This is a genomic window from Streptomyces sp. JLBJ103, from assembly GCF_058215575.1.
Genome location: NZ_CM177089.1, coordinates 4190467 through 4209833 on the forward strand (window position 1 = coordinate 4190467; position 19367 = coordinate 4209833).

Below are 19367 nucleotides of genomic sequence, written 5' to 3' on the forward strand. Positions count from 1 at the left end.
CGTCAGCGTTAGCCGTCGTCGGCTACGCGCCTCAGCCGATGTTGTCGACCGCGGCCTTCGCACGCGACAGCGTGTGCTGCGCGGTGCCGTCGTTCTTCTCCAGTGTTGTCTTCAGCAGCTGGATGATGTTCTTGACCTCCTGCGAGGACCGGTTCCAGCGCTGCTCCTTGCCGTGGTACTCGTCCGCCACACCGTCCGCCCTGAAGTCGGCCATCGCCGCCTTCACCTGGGCGTCGCGCGCGGTGATCACTTCTTCCAGGCGGGCGATCACCGCCTGGATGTTGCCCTGTGCGTCCGCGGACGCGCCCGTGTCGTACGAGCGGCGGTCACTGCCGGCAGCCATGAATGCTCACTCCCCGTTGAACTCAGAGGACTCGAAGGAATCGCGGTCAGCGGCCGAACATCAACGGCCGGAGAAACGCGCCGCGTCGAAGTTGGCCGCGGACATCTGCGTCCGCGCGTTGTCACCTTGTTCCTGGTCACCCGAGCCGAATGCCGAGTCCATCCCCGACTGTCCACCCAGGATCGAGGACAGCGCACTGTGCAGGGACTGCGAGATCTCGTCCGACCGCGCCTTGAACGAGTCGAACGCCGCCTTGCCCGAACCGTTGAACTTTCCCTCCAACGGTTCCGCTGCCTGCACCAGTTGACGAATCAACGCACCGAGATCATCACTCGAACCGCGCGACTTCGACTGCAAGGTCGACAGGGTCTGCGCCCCCATGTCGAACTTCATCCGGCCCCCTCGCCGAGCTGATAAAAGGTCGTTCCCAGGGCCATCCTTCCAAGTACGCCAACTGGTCGCAACGTTGATTCAACAGGCTGTGACATAGGCGTGACAGGAGTGTCGAAACTCTCAAGAAGTTCGCGTGTCGAACCCGCCGCCGGATCGTCTCTGTGGTCCGGGTCGCTGCGGCTGAGACGTGCCTCGTCGCGACGTGACTGGACGAGAGGCCCGCGTGTCGTTCGGTCGGGCACGCGGGTGGGGAAGAGTGGGCGGGTCGCTGGTCGGTCCCGGGGGGCGAGGCAGGCTGGTGGAGCCGGACCGTCGGCGTGGCGCGGGAGGCTACGCGGGGCCTGTTTCGTGCCCGGCCGCGGGTCGGCGCGGCGTGGGCGATGGTGCTGACGAGGGGTCAGGCGTGGCCGCTGCGGGGTGGGCCGGACGCCGGGCGATCCGCACCGCTTCCGGCATGCCGCCGAGACTTCTAGGAATGAAGGTGTAGAGGGTGGGTACACGCGTCTCCAATCAGCCTATGCATGCAGCCGATACAGGGAGTGCGACGTGAACGGCACGGCACCCGTGGTCTCGTCAGTTATGACGGCAGCCGAAGCTGAGCAGGACAGTGGAGTTGAGCTTGCCGGCCTTCCCTCGGTGGCGGACCCCTCGAAGGTCGCGCCGAAGGATGCCAGGGCGCTGACCAAGACTTTCCTGGACCGGCTGACGGACCTCGAAGAGGGGACGCACGAATACCAATATGTGCGGAACACCCTGATTGAGCTCAACTTGTCGTTGGTCCGCTACGCCGCCCGGCGGTTCCGGAACCGCTCGGTGGAGATGGAGGACGTCGTCCAGGTCGGCACGATCGGTCTGATCAAGGCGATCGACCGGTTCGACCTGACCCGTGAGGTGGAGTTCACCACCTTCGCGGTCCCCTACATCGTGGGGGAGATCAAGCGGTTCTTCCGGGACACCAGCTGGGCGGTGCATGTGCCCCGTCGGCTCCAGGAGCTGCGGATCGACCTGGCCAAGGCGAACGAGGCGCTCTTCCAGCGGCTGGACCGGTCGCCGACCACCGCCGAGTTGGCCGAGCATCTGAGCCTCAGTGAGGAGGAGGTTCTCGACGGACTGGTGGCCAGCAACGGCTATCTCACCACCTCGCTGGACGCCCCCGCCGACCATGAGAACGGCACCACCCGGGTGACCACCTTCGCCGACCGGATCGGCGAGCTCGATCCCGCCATGGAGAACGTGGAGAACCTGCACGCGCTGAAGCCGCTGATGGAGCAGCTCGGCGAGCGGGACCGGCGGATCCTCCAGATGCGGTTCGGGGACGAGATGACCCAGTCCGAGATCGGCGCCGAGCTGGGTGTCTCCCAGATGCATGTGTCACGGCTGCTCACGAAGGCGCTCACCCGGCTGCGCCGCGGACTGCTCGCTGAATAGCCGCATAGCCGATGCGTGGGGCCCGGCCGGAATCTCCGGCCGGGCCCCTACGGCGTACGGCGGCGTACCCCCTGTGGATGGATGGCGTGGCGTGGTGCGGAAAGGCGAGGCAGCCTTGAAGCACAGAGGTCAGAGGGTGATGAGTCATGATCCAGCCAGCCGATATCCGTGAGTGGCGCGACCGCGCCGTCGTCGACGAGCAGGGCCGCAAGATTGGTTCGCTCGAGGCGATCTATGTGGCCACGACCAACGACGAACCGTATATGGCCACCGTCCGTACCGGGATGCCCACCCGCCACCGCCTGGTGTTCGTCCCCGTCGACGACGCGATCGTCGGGCCGGGGTACGTCAGGGTCTCGTACGACCGGTCGCTGGTGAAGAAGGCCCCGTCGATCGGGACGGACGACATCCTGCCCGCGGAGCAGGAAGGGACGATCTTCCAGTACTACGGCAAGCCCTACCAGGCCGCCGCCGGTGAACGGCGGCTCGCCCGCCGCTGACCCACGGCTTGCCGCTGCCCAAGGCTCGCCGCTGACCCGAGGAGACGTCGCGCCGTGGCACTGTTCCTGTTCCTCGTGATCGTGGCCATGGCGCTCGGGATCATCGGCACCACGGTGGAGGGGCTGGGTTATCTGCTGGTCATCGGCGCGGTGCTGTTCGTGGCCGACGTGATCTTCTCGGTGCTGGGCTGGGCACGCCGGACCCGGCGGCGCCGGCTGCGATGACAAGTCGGCTGCGATGACAAGTCGGCTGCGATGACAAGTCGGCTGCGATGACAAGGGGACAGGGCCTCGCGGCGGCCGTCCCCTTTGGCAGCCACACCCGTCCGTATCCGCCGGGGACCCTGCGGCCCTCCGGTGACCCGGCGGTGGCCGACCGCCGGGTCCTCGAGCACTATCTGCGGTGGAAGGCGTGCTTCGTCCGGCGGGGGATCGGCGGTGAGGACGGCCGGTGCGCGGTGTACACCCCCGACGCCGCCCATCCGTACGTCGCCGAGGCCCAGGGCTACGGCCTGGTCATCACCGCGCTGATGGCGGGCGCCGACCCCGACGCCAGGAGCGTCTTCGACGGCATCCTCCGCCATGTGCGCGCCCACCCTTCCGTCAACAACCCGGAGCTGCACGCCGCCCAGCAGGACGGCGCCGGACACGACGTCGGGGGTACGGCCTCCGCGACCGACGGCGATCTGGACATCGCGTACGGGCTGCTGCTCGCCGGGCGCCAGTGGGGCGGCGACTACACCGCCCTCGCGCTGCGGCGTATCGAGGCCGTCAAGGAGAGCGAGGTGCACCCGGCGACCCGGCTGATGAAGCTGGGGGACTGGTCCTCGGGCGGCTGGGACGGCGTTTCGCGGACGTCCGACGGGATGCCCGGTCACCTCAGGGCGTTCCGGGCGGCCACTCGCGACCCCTTCTGGGACGAGGTGCTGGACGCGCAGCTCACGCTGACCGACACCCTCCAGCGGCACTACGCCCCGGAAACCGGGCTGCTCCCCGACTTCGTCGTGGACACCACCACCGGCCGCCCCCGCCCCGCGCCGTCGCGGGTCCTGGAGAGTCCGCACGACGGCGATCACCACTGGAACGCCTGCCGCGTCCCCTGGCGCCTCGGCACCGACGCGGCGCTTGGCGGCGATCCCCGGTCAGGGATGGCCGCGCGCCGGATCAGCCGGTGGGCGCGGACGGCGACCGGCGGCGATCCGGCCCGGATCGGCTGTGGCTATCACCTCGATGGCACGGTCTACGGGGAGGGCTGGTCGCCCGCCTTCGCCGCGCCCCTCGCGGTCGCCGCGCTGACCGACGAGGGGGCGCAGGGGTGGCTGGACGCGCTGTGGGAGCGGCTGTGCGCGACCCCACCCGACCCGGCCCGCGCCTACGCCGCCGGGGTGCAGCTCCAGTCGATGCTGGTGATCAGCCACAACGTATGGGAGCCATAGCGGCGGCCCAGCGGCTCGGTGGTGGAATTCTCGCTCGCGTCCGGCGGGTTTCCTCGCTGTGAGGCGACGAAGGGCCCGGCCCACGGGCGTCGGTACGAGGTGCCGATGCGGTACGGCGGGCGGGCAGCGCGAGATCAGGCGGGCGCTGGTACGGCGCCGGGAGCCGCTGGACCCCGACGCGCTCTCGCGGCTGCGCCGCTTCGGTGAGGCGCTGCTGCGCGGAGATCAGCCGTCGTGAACGGGGCAGTCCCCGTCGGCGGTGGCCCGCCGCACCACCGCCCGGCACAGCTCGTCCAGCGCGGACTTCGCCGGGCCGTCGGGCAGCGGTGACAGGGCGGTGCGGGCCGCGTGCGCCTGGCGGACCGCCTCCCGGCGGACCTCCGCAAGCACCGGATGGGCCCGCAGCCGGGCCATCGCCTCCGCGTGCCGTTCCCGTTCGGGGGACCCGGCGGTGAGCAGCGCGTACAGCTCCCGGTCCGCGTTCCCGTCCCGGTTCTCGCCGCTGTCCGCCGCCGCTCCCCGCGACCGCAGCAGCAGAAGCGGCAGCGTGGGGCGGCGGCCCGGGGACACGGCGTCCTGGGACAGGGCGTCCGCGGGCACGGCGTCCCGGGACAGGGCATCCGCGGGCAGGGCCGGGCCCGCCTCGGCGGCCAGCCGGTGGGCGACGCCCAGCCGTTCGCCGTAGCGGTCGAGGGCGTCGGTGACGGCCGGACCGGCCCCGGCGGTCATCGCGCCGAGCCGCCCGGAGACGGCGGTGAGCGAACCGCACCGGCCGGTCAGCACCGCCAGGTGGTGAGCGACCGGATCATGGCCGTCCGGTGGCCCCGCCGTCTCCAGGATCTGGCCGGTGACCAGCTGTTTGAACGCCTCGGCCTGGAGCCGTACGGCCCGCGGGCCCAGCCCCGCCAGCAGATGCGAGGCTCGGGCGAAGAGGAAGTCGCCGGTGAGGACGGCCACCGTGTTGTCCCAGTTGGCGTCCGGGGCGGGACCGGCGGCGCCGGGGCCCCGGCGGTGTACGCCCGTCTCGTCCCACATCTCGTCGTGGAGTTGCGTCGCCCGGTGGGTCAGCTCGACGACCACGGCCGCGGGCACCACCCCGGGCGCCTCCGGATCGCCGAACCGCGCGGCCAGCAGCACCAGCAGCGGCATCAGGCGCGGGCCGCGCGAGCTCAGACGCCGCCGCGCGGCCTCGGTGATGAACGGCACATCGCTCCGGGTGGCCCGCAACAGGCCCTCCTCGACCGCCGTGTGCCCGGCGCTGAGCCCGGCGTCCAGCGTGCGGTCCCACACGGTCGGCTGCATGCACAGAAATGTCTCATATACCGTCAGAAATATGGGCTCAAGGGCCGGTCGGGACGGTGGCCCGGATCCGGCTGCCCCGGCCCGGGCTGCTGTCCACGTTCAGGGTGCCGCCGACCTCGCGGGCCCGCTCCCGCATGGAGAGCAGCCCCAGATGACCGGGGAAGGAGCCCTGGCAGTCGAAGCCGACACCGTCGTCGGCGACCGTCAACGTCACGGTGCCCGGACCACTGAGTAGATGGAGGGTGACGTTCCGGGCGCGGGAGTGCTTGGCGACGTTGTGCAGCGACTCCTGGGCGATCCGGAACAGCGCGTGCTTGGCCTCGGGCGTGGTCTCCGGCTCGTCGCCGAGCCGGGCCTCGGCCGCGATGCCGTACCGGTCCCGCAGCGCCTCCACATGCCGGGTGAGCGCCGCGACCAGCCCCTCGGCCTCCAGCGACTCGGGCCGCAGTTCGCACAGCAGCGTCCGGGTCTCGGCGATGGCGACGTCCGCGAGCCGCCGGATGTACTCGATCGGCTCGGCGACCTGGGCGAGTTCGGCCAGTCCGGCGGGTCCCGCGAGATCGCGCTCCAGCAGCTCCCGGGCGGTACGGGCGCCGAGCGCGATGCCGTACAGCGCCTGGGAGACCGAGTCGTGCAGTTCGCGGGAGATCCGCCGGCGCTCCTCGCGCACCGCCTTCTCCTGGGCGGCCGAGCCCTGCCGGTCCCGCTCCACGGCGCACACCGCATGCCCGGCGATCACCTCCAGGACGGTGAGATCGGCGTCGGCGGGGTCTCGGCCCGCGGGGAAGTGGCAGCACATCGCCCCGATCGCGGTGCCCTCACGCAGCAGCGGCCAGGCCGCCACCGCGCCCCGGGCGGGGCCGTCACCGGCCGTGCCGCCGCTGCCGCCGTGGATCACCGGGGCCGCTCCGGTGATCGCCTCCAGCGCCGGTCTGCGTGACGGCGGGGTGTGGCCGTGGCCGCCGCCCGCCATCCGCAGCGTCGTCCCCGTGCCGGGTTCCAGCAGATAGACGGTGCAGCTCGCGGCGCCGGTACGGGCCACCGCACCCGCGGCCAGGGAATCCAGGGTGCGCCGTACGGCACTGTGTCCGGCAGCGGCCGAGGCCAGCCGGCGCAGCTGGTCCCGCTGGCGGATCCGGGCGACCGCGTGCCCGGCGCTCGGCACGAACCGCTCGACGGTCCGCACATCGGCGCGGGTGAGCCGGCGTCCGCCGGAACGGCTGGCCACCTCGATCACCCCCACCGGCTGGCCGCGCACCACCAGGGGCGCCTCCAGCACCGAGGTCAGGGCCGTGTCATGGGGGACCCGGCGATAGCGGGGCGGCCGCCGCTCACCGCCGGACAGAGTGGGCCGTCCGGCACGGATCGCCTGGCGGGCGGGGGCGGAGCCGCCGGGGGTCAGCGGTCCGTGCGGGGCGACCGCCGGGGCGCCGTCGGTGACCCGTACCGTCAGGACGTCGCCGGGCTCCAGCACCATCACGCGGGTCATATCGGCGCCCAGCGCCTCGCGCAGTCCGCGGGCGACCAGTCGCAGCACGGTATCGCCGGTCTCGCCCGCCAGGAGGTGTTCGGTGACCTCGGCGAGCGCCGTCCTGGCGCGCCGTCGCCGCCCGGCCAGGATCCTGTGTCCGCCGATCACGCCGACCACCACTGCTCCCTCGTCGTCGTCGCTTCCAGCTCCTCGGGCGGGCTGATCTCACCGGCCGGGACCAGGCCCGACTGCACCGCGTAGACCGCGGCCTGGGTCCGGCTGTGCACGCCCAGCTTGGTCAGGATGTGGCTGACGTAGGTCTTCACCGTCTGCTGGCCGATCCGCAGATCGCGGGCGATCTCCTTGTTGGCCTTGCCGCGGGCGAGCATGGTCAGCACCTCGGTCTCCCGCTCGGTGAGCTGTTCCGGGCCGCTGGGGTCCCTGACCTGGCCCATCAGCCGGGAGATAGCGGCGGGGGAGACATGGATCTGGCCCGCGGCGGCGGCCTTGACCGCGTTCCTGAGGTCATCGGCCTCGGCGTTCTTCAGCAGGAAGCCGATCGCCCCGGCCCGTACCGCGCCCATGACCATGGCGTCGTCGAGCGAGCTGGTCAGCGCCACCACCTCGACCTCGGGCAGGTCCTGGCGGATCTCCGCGGTGGCCGAGACCCCGTCCATCACGGGCATCAGCAGGTCCATCAGCACGACGTCGGGGCACAGCTCCCGGGCCAGCCGTACGGCCTCCCGGCCGTTGGTCGTCTCACCGACCACCTTGATGTCGTTGTCGAGCCCGAGGATCATGCGCAGACCCTGGCGGACCACCGCATGGTCGTCGGCGATGAGAACGCGAAGCGCCATTTGGCTCACCTGCCCGGGGAACGGGACGGTCGCGATCACCGCGGCGAACGTGACCGTCGGGGCGGACGGAGGACGGGGCCCCGGCTCGGGGGCCGTCGGATCCGCGTAAGGACTCGCATGGGGAGGGAACCCGACTCGGTGTGCCGGGAATTCCACCTGAAGGGGGACTTTGTCCCCCATCTGGTCCCCTGCTGGCACCGCCCCATACGGTGGAGGCCCGCAGGGGCGTACGGACCGATGGCCTCCCCGACGGCCTCCCCCGGGGGCGTCAGCCGGCGGACTCGGGACGGTCGGGCTGCGCGGGCTTGAAGCCGAACTCGGCGGCCTTGGCGACCGCCTCCAGCTGGGAGCGCGCCTCCAGCTTCTCCAGGATCTTGCGCACATGGGTGCGCACGGTGGCGTAGCTGATGCTCAGATGCTCCGCGACGGCCCGGTTGTCCAGCCCCTGGCTCATCAGCGTGAGGATCTCCTGCTCGCGCTTGGTCAGGGACTCCAGCCGCTCGGTCTGCTCGGCGGAGGACCGGGCGGTCTCGCGGTGCCGGGCCAGCACCTCCACCAGGGTGCTGGCCGGGATGAGGGTCTCGCCCTCGGCGGCCGAACGGATGGCCCCGGCGATCTCGTCGCCGCTCGCCGATTTGAGCAGATAGCCGCAGGCGCCCGCCTCCACCGCGGCCAGCAGCGCCGAGTCGCTGGCGTCGGCGCTGAGGATCACGATGGCGGTCGACGGATCCTGGGCCCGGATGCTGGCGGCCGCGTCGGCGCCGGTGCCGTCGGGCAGCCGGAAGTCGACCAGTGCCACATCGGGCTTCAGCTCCGTGGCCATGGCCACGGTCTCGGCGACCGAGTCGGCCCAGCCGACCACCGTCAGGTCCCCGTACTCGGCCAGCAGGGCCCACAGCCCCTCGGCCACCACCCGGTGGTCCTCGACGATCAGCACCTTGGTCAGATCGGCCGGTGCGGTCACGGCTGCACGTCCCCTTCCGGGGGACCCAGCGGGTCGAGGGCGGGGGGCCGCACCTCACCGAGCGGCACCCAGAACTCCACGGTGGTGCCCGATCCCGGCGCGCTCTCGATACGGCACCAGCCGCCCGCGATCTGGGCCCGCTCCTGGATCAGGGAGAGGCCGAGATGGCCGGGGCGGGACTCCACCTCCAGCGGGTTGTAGCCCTCGCCGTCGTCGACGATCCGCACCAGACAGCCGTCGTCCAGCCCGAGCAGCTGTACATGGACCGTCTTCGCCCGCGCGTGCTTGCGCACGTTCATCAGGGCTTCCTGCGCGGTCCGGTAGATCAGCGCCATGGTCTCCGGCGGGGGCTTGACCGTGAGCCGGTCCTCCAGCCGGTAGGTGATCCCGGTCTCGGTGCGTATCTGCTCCAGCAGTCCGCGCAGTGCCCCGGCCAGACAGCCGTGCTCCAGGCTGGAGGGGCGCAGATCGAAGATCAGCTGCCGCAGTCTGCTGAGCGAGAGCTTGAGGGTCTCGTCCAGCTTCTCCATCACCCGTTGCTCCTCGGGGTCCCGCAGCCGTCGGCGCAGCTGCTGGAGCCGGAGGCTGGCCGCGGTGATCACCTGGATGGTGTCGTCGTGGATATCGGCGGCGATCCGCCCGCGCTCGGCCTCCTGGGCGTGGACCAGATGGCTCAGCAGCGCCTGGCGGTCGCGGTCGGTGACCTCCAGCAGCTCCAGGCTGCGCTCCAGGACGAACTGGGCGCGCTGCACCTCGGTGATGTCCCGGATGGTGAGGACGGTCAGCAGCCCCTCCTCGGTACGCAGCGGGCTGATGCTGATGTCGGCCGGGAACTGCTTGGCGTCGCTGCGGCGGCCCACCAGCTCCATGCTGTGGCCGACCGGCTGCTCCACGGTGTCGTCCCATTCGCGCAGCGAGATGGTGAGCGGCTGGTCGGGGAGGAGCGCCTCCACGGCGCGGCCGATCAGATGGTCGCGGTCGTAGCCGAAGAGGGCTTCGGTGCGGTTGTTGGCGGCCTGGATCCGCCCGGCGGAGTCCACGATCACCATCGCGTCCGGAGAGGACTCGATGAGCTGGCGGAACCGGCTCTCGGCGGCCCGCAGCTGGCTGAGGTCGGAGACGAAGACAACGCACCGGGGCCGCTTGCCCTGGAGGTGGCCGCCGCTGAACTGGGCGGGGAACTCGGCGCCGTCGCGGCGGCGGCCGGACATCGCGGACGGTGCGGTGAAGACCCGGCCGATCAGCTGCTCGGAGGCGGCCCGGAAGTGTTCGGGAACCAGGTCCCGCAGCCGCTTGTCGCGCAGCTCGGCCGAGCTGTAGCCGAACATGTGCCGGATGTGGGCGTTGGCGTACTCGATCCGGCCGCGGGAGCCGAGGACCAGGACGCCGCACGGGGCGTGGCCGAGCAGTTCGAGGTAGGACTCCTCCAGGCGGCTGCCCACCAGGTCCTCGAAGCGCCAGGAGGAGCGGTCGGCGCGGCGCATCGGTTCGGCGCAGTCGGCGAGCAGTTCGGCGGACATGCTGAACTGGTCGCGCGAGGCCCGGGTGATCGCCTCGATGATCTCCTCGGCCGGGGTGCCCTTGACCAGATAGCCGCTGGCCCCGACGGCGAGCATGTTGAGGACGGTCTCGCGGTCGCCGTGGGCGGACAGCGCGACCACCCGGGCGCCGGGGACCTGGTCGCGGATGGCGCGGACACTGCCCGGGGCGTCGCCCTTGGGCATGTGTACGTCCATGATCACGACCTTGGGGCGGTGCTCGACCGCGGAGCGCACGGCCTGTTCGTGGTTGATGGCCAGCCCGACGAGTTCCAGGTCCGGGTGGGAGTCGATGAGATCCGCGAGTGCCTCCCGGACGGCCGGGTCGTCATCCGCCACCACCACGTCGATCCGGTTGTCGCCCATCGCTACCCACCTCCCTTGAGGACGGCACCCTGGAGTTCGCGGGCGCTGAGTTCATCGCGGCGGCAGTGCGCCAGTGACGGCATGACCGCGGCCAGCGGCGCGACCAGCACGTTGTAGTGACTTCCGATGCGGTCGCACACCGCGACGGCCGCCGCGGCGTCCCACACCGCGGCCCAGAAGGCCCAGTCGCTCCGGTGGTGGTGCTGCGCCGTGTCCAGGGCGGCCCGGCGGGCCACCGAGGCGGCCACAAGGATCCGGTACCGCTCCACATCGGTCGTGGTGCGGTGGACCTCCGCCCATCCCTCGGCACGGGTCTGGCTGGAGGTCTGCTTCCACAGATCGGCCACCCGGTCGATTTCCTCCGGCGAGAGGTCCTCGATATGGGTCAGGAATTGCAGGACTCTTCGCGAGTTCGGGCCGAAAATAACACTCATAGGACACTCCAGGACGCATGGTACATCTACGGCGCTCTCGGCCTCGACGAGCCGTCCCGCGGCCCTTGCGTGACCGCTTTTCCCGAACGTGGGCCCCGCCCCCTGCCGGCCGGTGCGACCCCGGCCCACGTTCTCGTTCGGGTGTCGTTCCCGTCCCTAGTGCCCCTGGCCCTGGCCGGACGACATATTGATGCTGGCCTTCGCCACGCCGCCGCTCTTCTTGCCGATGAGCTGGAAGGACACACCGTTCTCGTCCGCCGCGGTGATCTTGTACGAGCCCACCGCCGACGCCTTGCCCCGGCTGTCGACCTGGAACGTCCCGATCTTCCGCTGGCTGTTGGCGGCCGAGCCGGCGTAGGCGTCGACCGTCTCGCCCGGGGCGAAGCCGGAGACGTAGAAGCTGAGCGTGGTGCCCGCCCTGCCGCCAAAGGCGCTGGGCTCGGCGGACGGGGTGTACGGCAGCACCGTGAAGCCGGAGCGGACCACGGCCCGGCTCTGGTCGCCGATCGCCATCAGCGTCTGCCGTCCCTTGAGGCCGTACGGCACGTTGAACGCCACATCGCGGATCTGCCCCATCTCGTTCGCCTGGGCGGTGAAGGCGGGGAGACCGCCGGTGGAGTTGATGTAGACCAGCACCCGCTCGCCGGGCGCGAACTTCTTGGCGGACAGCGTCAGCCGCTGACCGGCCTTGAGCGCATAGGGCGAGGACTTGATCGTGGGGTACATCGCGAGCATCTGGAACGGCGCGGTGGCCGTGGTCTTGCTGCGCTTGCCCACCAGGACCAGGGTGCTGGAGCCGGTCGGGGCGACGCCCACCTTGATGTCCGCGCGGCCCACACCGCCGCCGCTGTCGGTGTGCAGCGTGGTCACGGGGGTGCCGGTGGTCCGCCCCCAGAACACGTCGATCGCCTCACCGGGGCGGAAGCCATGGGCACTGACCGACACCACATCGCCCGGCCGCCCGACCATCTTGTTGATCCTGGCGGTGCCGACCGCGCCACCGGTGACCACCTGGGCCTCGGCGGCCTTGGTGCTGCCGCGCTGCTGGGCGACGAGGGTGGTGGGCCGGTTGCCGGCCGACTCGGGCAGGGTGAACCGGGCGTAGATAGAGCCGTAGCGGTCCGTTTTGACACTGCCGATGGGACGGCCCTTGGTGGCCGATTTCCGGGCCTTGAGCAGGATGTCCACCGTGGCCTTCTTGTCGAAGCCACCGCCCTCGACCGCGGCCTTGCTGCCCGGTGTCACCAGGCCCGGGTTGATCACGATGATCGGGCCGGAGGACTGCGGGATGCGCTGGTTGCCCAGCCGGATGGTCTTGGGCGGCTTCGGCGGCCGCACCTCCTGCTCGGACCGCTCCTTCTTCGCGGAGCCGCCCCCGCCGTTGCCGGTGGTGTTCAGGGCGCCTCCGAAGCCGCCGCGCGCGATGACCTGGACGAGCGATCCGACGATCGCGAAGACCACGAGCGCGAGCAGGACCGTCTTCCAGGTGATCTTCTTCTTGTTCCGGTCGCTGTTCCGGTCCGGGGTGTCTCCCTCGTTCTCGGGAACATCCCTGTCCTCGTCCTCCGGAACATCCCAGTCGTCGTCGTACTCAGGCATGGCCTTCACCTCCTCTTCCCATGGCTATTGCACACGGTAGATTTCCAGCTTGATATTGCCCTGGGTGTCCGACCAGACCCGGTCAGAATTCCGCAGCGCTTGCAGTATCCAGTTCTCCCGGCCGTCCGAGTTGTTTGCCGCGATGGACTTGCGCATCTTGTTCGACATGATGATGTAGTCGATGTTCTGCCATCTCTTCTTGAAGAGCTTGTCCCGTAGGTCGGGGTCCGAGGAAGCATTCCAGTGGGAATGCGCATACGGATAGAACGGACGTACGTCATGCAATTCGCCCCAGAGGTCGTCGTCCATGACGATGCGCGCGTTGGACGGTACGTTCTTGCGTATCCAGGCGATCTGCGCATGCTGCATCCCGGTCAAATTCAGCTTGGACTGGTACTGGTCCGCGATCTGTGTGACGCCCTCGGTGTTGGTCGTCATGAGATATCCGGTGGAGGGTGCCGCCAGCAGAATGACGGCCACCATCACCGGCAGCGCGACCCGCACCGTGGAATGCGCCCGCTGAAGCAGTCGACTGGAATAGGAAGCCTTCAGCATCCGGTCCACGACCATGCCGATGTTCATGGCGAACATGGGGATCAGCGGGGTGACGTAGAAGTCCAGCACGACACTGCCGCGCAGCAGGTAGAAGCTGTAGCCGAAGGCCAGCGTCCCGGCGATCAGGAAGCCCAGATTGCGCTTCCGGTCCCGCAGTCCCCAGAACAGGCAGATCACCATGGCGATGAACCCGGCCACCAGCAGCAGTCCGTCCCGCGGCAGCCAGCTGGTGTGCAGCAGACCGTTGTGGCTGAGCAGGTTGCCCTGGTTGCGGTTGAGCTGCCACCACAGGGTGTAGAGCAGCGAGACGTGGTCCGCGGGCGGGTTGTTCAGATCGAAGTCGAGACTGCTCGGCATGAGCTCGTTCTTGAGCAGCGCGTAGGTCACATAGGCGCCGATCGGGGCCGCCGTGGCGAACGGCCACAGGGAGCCGGTGAACCGTTGGCTGGGCGATCCCTTGACCCGTCGGTAGAGCAGATACATGAAGCTGGGCGCAAAGAAGATCGCGTTTTCCTTGGTGATCAGCGCGATCCCCAGGGCCAGCCCGCCGCCGAACACCGATCTGATGGTGGTCTCCCGGCGCAGCAGCATGAACAGGCTCAGCAGCAGCCAGAACATCATGAGGTTGTCCAGCAGGACCTGGCGCTGGAAGTAGACCGCGATCGGCGAGACGTTGAAGAAGAACGTGGTCACGGTCGCGGCCAGCACACTGCCGGACAGCCGCCGGGTGACCTCGAAGAGCAGATACACGCTCGCGACATGCACCAGCAGCATCAGAAAACGACCGGTGTTGATCGCGTTCCCGAAGGTCTCGAACTGGTTCGGCAGCGGGAAGACCCACCCGGCCAGCGTGATCCAGCCCATCGGGGCGTGGTCGTAGTCATAGGTGTACGGGGACAGGCTGGTCTCCCGCACCAGCGACCACGCCCGCTGCATGTAGATGCCCTCGTCGGTGAGGTACAGCGGATAGCGGAACAGGTGGTAGCCGTGGGTGAGGGCTCCGGTGAGCAGCGCGAAGACCAGGGCGGCCTTGCCCTTGCCACCCAGCGGGGGGAACCAGCCGCGCTCCACGGAGAAGCGGGGACGGCGGCGCCGCGCGGGGCGCCGGGGAGCGTCGCCGACCGCGACCGGCTCCGGGGGCCTGGTGTTGTCAGACACGCGACTCCGCCTCCTCGGTCGGCGCCCGGTGGGCGCCCACGTGCTGCGTCTTCTCCCAGTCGTGGCGGCCGATCAGCTGCCGCCGCATGGCGCGCAGCGCGGCGTAGGCCAGCACCATCTGGAAGGGGAACCAGGCGATGGCCATCCGTACGACTGTCTTCGGCGAGGCTTCGAGACCGTGCGCGCCGGTGAACTCGTAGAGACCGACCACCTGGACCAGGAAGTGCGCGGCCAGCAGCAGCACGGGCAGATATGAGAACAACGCGATCAGGACCGGCACTTTGAGGATTAGGATCATCCCCAGCGACAGCGGCAGATACAGACCCAGCAGTGCCTGTCCGCGGGGGAAGGCCAGGACGTAGAAGGCGAGCCAGCGCTGTTTGCGCGTGGGCATCTCCTTCCAGGTGCCCTTCTTCAGGGTCTGCATGAAGCCCTGGCTCCAGCGGGTGCGCTGCCGGATGAAATGGCCGAGGGTCGGCGGGGTCTCCTCCTTCGTCACATACCGGTCGTCGTAGACCACGCGCACCTTCTCGCCCATGGCGGAGATTCGCAGCCCCATATCGGCGTCCTCGGTGAGGTTGCGGTCGTCCCAGCCGCCGAGCCGTATCAGCAGCTCACGGGCGAAGAAGACGGTGTTGCCGCCGAGTGGAATGGAGCCGTAGTGGGCGTGGTAGTGCAGCCGGCTCTTGAACCAGAAGAAGTACTCCAGGACGTTCAGCGTCGAGTACCAGTTGGACTGGTAGTTCATCAGCTGGACCCCGGCCTGGACCACCTTGACCTGCTCCTGGACCATGACCGTATTGACCAGGCTGAAGATCTTCGGGTGGATGTCGTCCTCCGCGTCGAAGATCGTCACCACGTCCTTGGTGGCGTGCGGAAGGGCCGCGTTGAGTCCGTGCGGCTTGTTGATCGGCTTGTCGCCGAAGACCACGACGCGCACATTGTGCAGCCCTTCGCGGTTCAGCTCGTCGATCTTCTCTTCCGCCTTTTTCACCGTGCCGGTGTCGTCCTGTGAACAGATCACGAAGACCTCCAGCAGGTCGGGCGGATAGTCGGCCCGCACCACGCGCTCGATGGTGCTCTGGATGACGTCCTCCTCATGCCGGGCGGGCAGCAGGACGCTGAAGGAGAGATGGGGCGGCAGAAACGACTCCGGCGCCCTGGCCCTCCGTTCGGCGTCGGACCGGTCCCAGGTGTAGAGCATGAGATAGAGGACATGAGTCGACTGCACGGTGAGCAGGATGGACACCGACACCAGCACGAAGTAGATGGCCGCGACAATCATCGGCTTCGCCTCCCCCAGACCCAGCCCGTACTGGTGGCGAAATTGACCGCGAACGCGGCTCCGATACCGAAGCAATTCGCCAGCAGTAGATGCATTCCCGCGCGGACCAGCGACCAGACGATGAGGACATTGACCGCGAGTCCGCCCAGTACGGATACATTGAATTTGACGAATCGTCCGGCGGACCGGGTGCGGGCCGCGAAGGTCCACCGGTCGTTCAGCAGATAGTTGTGGACCACCGCGAGCTCCACCGCGATCGACGACGCCGCCAGCAGCGGAATTCCGACCCAGTGATAGAGCGCATAGAGGACCGCGGTGTTCACCAGGACGCCGCCCCCGCCGACGACCGCGAAGCGTACGGCGAGACCGGACAGGCCCACCGGCAGATTCCGCACCGAGAGGATTCGCGAGAACATTCCGGTCCGCCTCCGGACGGTGACCTCCGCCCGTTCGCCCGGCTCGCCGGTGCGCTCGCTGAACGTTCGGAAACGCTGCATCGCGACTCCCTCGACAGGAGGCTCTTTCGGCCAGTGAGTCCAAGAGTGCGTCACCCGAAAAGGAGGTAGTACCCGCGGTCGGGGGAGCGGTTGGTACACCTTCGGCGGATCTCTCTGCTCCCCCGTCTTGGGGAGAGCGGGGACCGTGCCTCCCGGGCGGTCCCCCAAAGAAGGGACCTGCTCTTCCCTCTCCCGCGGGTGTCAGTACCCCCGGGGGATGCCCAAGATGAAATGGGCCCGACGGCCTTGCGTCCCGTGCGAAGAGAGTAGGTGACGTAATGTCAGGTCACGTGATGTCACGCCATCGATTCGCCGGCCGGGCCGGAGCGGTCATCGTGCTGATGACCCTCGCTATGGCCATGCCGGCCGCGGCAAGTGAATCCGATTCCGGAGGTCTCCAGAATTCCGAATGGGCGCTGAACACGCTCAAGGCCGAGCGCGCCTGGAAATTCAGCAAGGGTGCCGGAGTGACCGTCGCGGTCATCGGCACTGGTGTTGACGCGACCCACCCCGATCTGCGCGGACGTATCGTGCGCGGAAAGGACTTCGCGGGCGGCTCCGGCGGCTCCGGCACCCGCGACGACGGCCGCGCGGCGGAACAGAGCACCCAGACGGCCGGAATCATCGTCGGCACCGGCCGCAATTACCGCGGCGACGGGGTGTACGGCCTCGCGCCCGAGGCACAGGTGATGCCGCTGGGCGTCTACCGCGATGGAAAACCGCTGGCCGACGCCACCGCGAAGGCCATCCGGCATGCCGCCAGCCACGGTGTGCGGGTCATCGACGTGGCCGTCTCCTTCAAGCGGCCCACCCCGGCCCTGCGGTCCGCGGTGAAGTACGCCCTCGCCCAGGACGCCGTGGTGGTGGCGGGTGCGGGCGACAACGGCAAGGACGGCAACGGCTCCACCTACCCGGCCGCGCTGCCCGGGGTGGTCGCCGTGGTGGCCACCGACAAGAAGGGCGCGGTGTGGACCTCCTCCCACCGCGGCGGGAAGCTCACGCTGGCCGCGCCCGGTGTCGGCATCCTGACCACGGCCCGTAACAACAACTACTGGACCGGTGACGGCACCGGGTACGCCGCCCCCTGGGTCGCGGCCGGAGCCGCCCTGCTGCGCTCGGAGCACCCGCGCTGGAACTCTCGCCAGGTGGTCCAGAAGCTGATCGACACCGCCGACCGCAAGGGATCGACGGGCCACAATCCGGCCCATGGCTTCGGGCGGATCGCCCCGGCGAAGGCGCTGGCGGACCGTGCCGCACCGTCCGCCTCCACCGATCTCTCCGCCGCCGGGCACCGTCCGCGGACCAAGCCCGCCTCCGCCGAGCAACCGTCGGATGATGAATCCGCCCTGGTCACGATAGGAGTGGTGGCCGGAGTACTGGTGGTGCTCGCGGTCCTGGCGGTGGTGCTGATCAGCCGCCGCAGGCCCCCGCGCAACAACTCCCGCAACGGCTGACCGGCGGGCCGAGCGATGCCCGTGACGATACGCGGCCGGGCCGGCGGAGACCGCCCGGCGACGCGTCGGCGCACGACCCGGTGGACGGTCCGGGGCCTGGTGCAGCTCGCCGTGATGGTGCTGGTGGTGGAGGCGGCCATGGCCGCGGCCATCATGCAGTCGCTGCTCACGCCCCGGTCCGCCCCCGGCCGGCCGCCCCCGCGGTCACTCCCGGTGGCCAAGCCCTTCTTCCCGGCGACGGCCCGCCTCTACACCGACCCGCACAACCCGGCCGCCGAGTGGGTGCGCGACCATCCGCGCGACCGGCGGGCGGCGGCGATCCGCAGAGACATAGCCGCCCGGCCACAGGCCGCCTGGTTCACCGAGACCAATGAGTCGCTGGTCGAGGAGCGGGCCCGCGGCCTGGTCCGGCAGGCCGCGGCCGAGCGGCGGCTGCCGGTCCTCGTCACCTACTCCATCCCGCTGCGCGACTGCGAGCAGCTGAGCTCCGGCGGTATCGGGGACGTGGCGGCGTACCAGCGCTGGATGGACGCCTTCACCAGGGGGATCGGCGACGGCCCCGCCCTGGTGATCCTCGAACCGGACGCACTCGCGCACATGGGCTGTCTCAAGCGGCGGCAGCGCGCGGAGCGGTTCGAGGCACTCTCCTACGCGGGCAGCGTGCTCCAGCGGCGGGCCCCCCGGGCCCGGGTCTACTACGACGCCGGGAACTCCGGCTGGCAGCCGGCCCGCACCATGGCCGAGCGGCTGCGGGACGCCGGTGCCGACCGGTACGGGGACGGCATCGCCCTCAACGTCTCCAACTTCAACGAAACCCGTGACGAGGTGCGCTACGGCCGGTCCGTCATCCGGGACCTGGGCCGTCCCCGGCTGGGGATGGTGATCGACACCAGCCGCAACGGGGCCGGACCCACCCGGCACCACCGCTTCTGCGACCCCCCGGGCCGCAAGCTGGGCACCGCGCCCACCACCGCCACGGGGCTGCCCGGGGTCGACGCCTTCCTCTGGGTGAAGCATCCGGGGCAGGCGGACGGCTGTGTCGCGGGCGCGGGGATCTTCGTTCCCGGCTATGCGTACCGCTTGACCGGTTGACCCATCGCTGACCTGCAACAACAAGCCCGGCCGGGCCACCGGCCGGGCTTTTTTCATGCCCTTCTCCGGGGCTCTCCCGGACCGCTCCAGGGCTCCTCCGCACCGCCCCTCGGGCCCCTCTCCGGCCCCAGTGCGCCCTGAACCACCCCCACAAATCGGACATAACCCATACGAAACGGCCGAATTCCTCTACCTCAACTGAGGTAGGCGGAATTCGGCCGTTTGGCGTGCCCTGAATTCCTGCAATTGAAGTAGCCAAATTTCGATCGTGCGTACGGTGATTCGACCCTGGTTCATTCCCTAATGTCGTGGAGCGAAAGGACAAAACCGAAGGAGCTCCATCGATGCACAGAGTTCTCGTCGTGGAGCACCACGCTCTAATGCTGAGTGCTCTCGCAGACCTCGTAGTCGAGGAGCCCGGACTGGAGCTATCCGGAATAGCTGGGTCGGCCCGTGAAGCAATTTCTCTGGCCCGACACATGCAGCCGGATGTGGTGCTGATCGACGTGGACGAGCCGAGCTGGCAAGCACAACGGCTGGACCGCCTGATCGGCGAACTCCTTCCGAGCGCTCGGATTGTCCGGCTAACCGCCGTCTCCGACCCACAAATGGAATGTCTGGAATCTCCGACAACAGTAACCAGCGTCCTCAAGACCGCAGTACCCGAATTCCTCAGGAGCATCAGCGAATGAATT

Annotated in this window: 20 protein-coding genes; 8 read left to right on the forward strand and 12 right to left on the reverse strand. The window is 69.5% G+C overall.

All coding sequences use genetic code 11. From position 1 onward, the window contains the following. Positions 1 to 31: 31 nt before the first annotated feature. Together AC4BEG_RS18420 and AC4BEG_RS18425 are read right to left on the reverse strand one after the other, a co-directional pair. Positions 32 to 343, reverse strand: a complete 312-nt coding sequence (locus AC4BEG_RS18420; protein ID WP_176182112.1) for a pore-forming ESAT-6 family protein — start codon at positions 341 to 343, stop codon at positions 32 to 34. Between the two features lie 60 nt (positions 344 to 403). Further along, on the reverse strand, positions 404 to 736 hold the full coding sequence (locus tag AC4BEG_RS18425; protein WP_490706940.1) for a hypothetical protein: 333 nt from the start codon (positions 734 to 736) through the stop codon (positions 404 to 406). Between the two features lie 579 nt (positions 737 to 1315). Between AC4BEG_RS18425 and AC4BEG_RS18430 the strand changes: the two genes are divergently transcribed. From AC4BEG_RS18430 to AC4BEG_RS18450, 5 genes are all read left to right on the forward strand, one after another. Continuing rightward, positions 1316 to 2164 (forward strand): RNA polymerase sigma factor SigF, encoded by an 849-nt coding sequence (locus AC4BEG_RS18430; RefSeq protein ID WP_490707120.1) that lies wholly within the window; start codon positions 1316 to 1318, stop codon positions 2162 to 2164. Positions 2165 to 2310: 146 nt separating this feature from the next. Then, complete coding sequence (locus AC4BEG_RS18435) at positions 2311 to 2664, forward strand: PRC-barrel domain-containing protein (protein ID WP_490706941.1); 354 nt, start codon at positions 2311 to 2313, stop codon at positions 2662 to 2664. 54 nt (positions 2665 to 2718) lie between these two features. Next, the gene (locus AC4BEG_RS18440; RefSeq protein ID WP_490706942.1) at positions 2719 to 2889 is read left to right on the forward strand and encodes a hypothetical protein; all 171 of its coding nucleotides are present in this window, start codon (positions 2719 to 2721) and stop codon (positions 2887 to 2889) included. Between the two features lie 47 nt (positions 2890 to 2936). Further along, positions 2937 to 4100 (forward strand): glycosyl hydrolase family 8, encoded by a 1164-nt coding sequence (locus AC4BEG_RS18445; RefSeq protein WP_490706943.1) that lies wholly within the window; start codon positions 2937 to 2939, stop codon positions 4098 to 4100. 58 nt (positions 4101 to 4158) lie between these two features. Next, positions 4159 to 4338 (forward strand): hypothetical protein, encoded by a 180-nt coding sequence (locus AC4BEG_RS18450; RefSeq protein ID WP_490706944.1) that lies wholly within the window; start codon positions 4159 to 4161, stop codon positions 4336 to 4338. Here the strand turns inward: AC4BEG_RS18450 and AC4BEG_RS18455 are convergent. From AC4BEG_RS18455 to AC4BEG_RS18500, 10 genes are all read right to left on the reverse strand, one after another. Next, complete coding sequence (locus AC4BEG_RS18455) at positions 4326 to 5402, reverse strand: polyprenyl synthetase family protein (RefSeq protein WP_490706945.1); 1077 nt, start codon at positions 5400 to 5402, stop codon at positions 4326 to 4328. The genes AC4BEG_RS18450 and AC4BEG_RS18455 overlap by 13 nt on opposite strands. 37 nt (positions 5403 to 5439) lie before the next feature. Further along, positions 5440 to 7050 (reverse strand): sensor histidine kinase, encoded by a 1611-nt coding sequence (locus tag AC4BEG_RS18460; RefSeq protein WP_490706946.1) that lies wholly within the window; start codon positions 7048 to 7050, stop codon positions 5440 to 5442. After that, a complete protein-coding gene (locus AC4BEG_RS18465) occupies positions 7038 to 7730 on the reverse strand; it encodes a response regulator (protein WP_490706947.1) in 693 nt (230 codons plus the stop codon). The genes AC4BEG_RS18460 and AC4BEG_RS18465 overlap by 13 nt, the downstream gene beginning before the upstream one ends. A 268-nt stretch (positions 7731 to 7998) precedes the next feature. After that, positions 7999 to 8694 carry a response regulator gene (locus AC4BEG_RS18470; protein WP_490706948.1) on the reverse strand — a complete coding sequence of 232 codons (696 nt, stop codon included), beginning with the start codon at positions 8692 to 8694 and terminating at the stop codon, positions 7999 to 8001. Continuing rightward, a complete protein-coding gene (locus AC4BEG_RS18475; RefSeq protein ID WP_490706949.1) occupies positions 8691 to 10598 on the reverse strand; it encodes a PAS domain S-box protein in 1908 nt (635 codons plus the stop codon). The genes AC4BEG_RS18470 and AC4BEG_RS18475 overlap by 4 nt, the downstream gene beginning before the upstream one ends. 2 nt (positions 10599 to 10600) lie before the next feature. Beyond that, positions 10601 to 11032: a hypothetical protein gene (locus AC4BEG_RS18480; protein WP_490706950.1), complete on the reverse strand. Its 432-nt coding sequence runs from the start codon at positions 11030 to 11032 to the stop codon at positions 10601 to 10603. Between the two features lie 156 nt (positions 11033 to 11188). Continuing rightward, complete coding sequence (locus AC4BEG_RS18485) at positions 11189 to 12631, reverse strand: hypothetical protein (RefSeq protein WP_490706951.1); 1443 nt, start codon at positions 12629 to 12631, stop codon at positions 11189 to 11191. A gap of 24 nt (positions 12632 to 12655) precedes the next feature. Then, on the reverse strand, positions 12656 to 14344 hold the full coding sequence (locus AC4BEG_RS18490) for a glycosyltransferase family 39 protein (RefSeq protein ID WP_490706952.1): 1689 nt from the start codon (positions 14342 to 14344) through the stop codon (positions 12656 to 12658). After that, entirely contained in the window at positions 14337 to 15629 is a 1293-nt protein-coding gene (locus tag AC4BEG_RS18495) for a glycosyltransferase (protein WP_490706953.1), read from the reverse strand. Before AC4BEG_RS18495 ends, AC4BEG_RS18490 begins: the two co-directional genes overlap by 8 nt. Next, positions 15626 to 16126, reverse strand: a complete 501-nt coding sequence (locus AC4BEG_RS18500; protein WP_490706954.1) for a GtrA family protein — start codon at positions 16124 to 16126, stop codon at positions 15626 to 15628. Before AC4BEG_RS18500 ends, AC4BEG_RS18495 begins: the two co-directional genes overlap by 4 nt. 293 nt (positions 16127 to 16419) lie before the next feature. On the opposite strand from AC4BEG_RS18500, the gene AC4BEG_RS18505 reads away from it, so the two are divergent. The 3 genes from AC4BEG_RS18505 to AC4BEG_RS18515 all read left to right on the forward strand — a co-directional run bounded on the left by AC4BEG_RS18505 (position 16420) and on the right by AC4BEG_RS18515 (position 19364). After that, entirely contained in the window at positions 16420 to 17580 is a 1161-nt protein-coding gene (locus AC4BEG_RS18505; RefSeq protein ID WP_490706955.1) for a S8 family serine peptidase, read from the forward strand. A 99-nt stretch (positions 17581 to 17679) separates the two neighbouring features. Then, a complete protein-coding gene (locus tag AC4BEG_RS18510) occupies positions 17680 to 18672 on the forward strand; it encodes a glycoside hydrolase family 6 protein (RefSeq protein WP_490706956.1) in 993 nt (330 codons plus the stop codon). 344 nt (positions 18673 to 19016) lie between these two features. Next, a complete protein-coding gene (locus tag AC4BEG_RS18515; RefSeq protein ID WP_490706957.1) occupies positions 19017 to 19364 on the forward strand; it encodes a response regulator in 348 nt (115 codons plus the stop codon). Positions 19365 to 19367 lie beyond the last annotated feature (3 nt).

Coding starts and splice junctions, on each gene's coding strand:
- AC4BEG_RS18515 (WP_490706957.1), top strand. CDS start 19,017: ATGCACAGAGTTCTCGTCGTGGAGCACCACGCTCTAATGCTGAGTGCT.
- AC4BEG_RS18445 (WP_490706943.1), top strand. CDS start 2,937: ATGACAAGGGGACAGGGCCTCGCGGCGGCCGTCCCCTTTGGCAGCCAC.
- AC4BEG_RS18500 (WP_490706954.1), bottom strand. CDS start 16,126: ATGCAGCGTTTCCGAACGTTCAGCGAGCGCACCGGCGAGCCGGGCGAA.
- AC4BEG_RS18420 (WP_176182112.1), bottom strand. CDS start 343: ATGGCTGCCGGCAGTGACCGCCGCTCGTACGACACGGGCGCGTCCGCG.
- AC4BEG_RS18430 (WP_490707120.1), top strand. CDS start 1,316: ATGACGGCAGCCGAAGCTGAGCAGGACAGTGGAGTTGAGCTTGCCGGC.
- AC4BEG_RS18475 (WP_490706949.1), bottom strand. CDS start 10,598: ATGGGCGACAACCGGATCGACGTGGTGGTGGCGGATGACGACCCGGCC.
- AC4BEG_RS18480 (WP_490706950.1), bottom strand. CDS start 11,032: ATGAGTGTTATTTTCGGCCCGAACTCGCGAAGAGTCCTGCAATTCCTG.
- AC4BEG_RS18425 (WP_490706940.1), bottom strand. CDS start 736: ATGAAGTTCGACATGGGGGCGCAGACCCTGTCGACCTTGCAGTCGAAG.
- AC4BEG_RS18505 (WP_490706955.1), top strand. CDS start 16,420: ATGTCACGCCATCGATTCGCCGGCCGGGCCGGAGCGGTCATCGTGCTG.
- AC4BEG_RS18495 (WP_490706953.1), bottom strand. CDS start 15,629: ATGATTGTCGCGGCCATCTACTTCGTGCTGGTGTCGGTGTCCATCCTG.
- AC4BEG_RS18455 (WP_490706945.1), bottom strand. CDS start 5,402: ATGCAGCCGACCGTGTGGGACCGCACGCTGGACGCCGGGCTCAGCGCC.
- AC4BEG_RS18465 (WP_490706947.1), bottom strand. CDS start 7,730: ATGGCGCTTCGCGTTCTCATCGCCGACGACCATGCGGTGGTCCGCCAG.
- AC4BEG_RS18435 (WP_490706941.1), top strand. CDS start 2,311: ATGATCCAGCCAGCCGATATCCGTGAGTGGCGCGACCGCGCCGTCGTC.
- AC4BEG_RS18485 (WP_490706951.1), bottom strand. CDS start 12,631: ATGCCTGAGTACGACGACGACTGGGATGTTCCGGAGGACGAGGACAGG.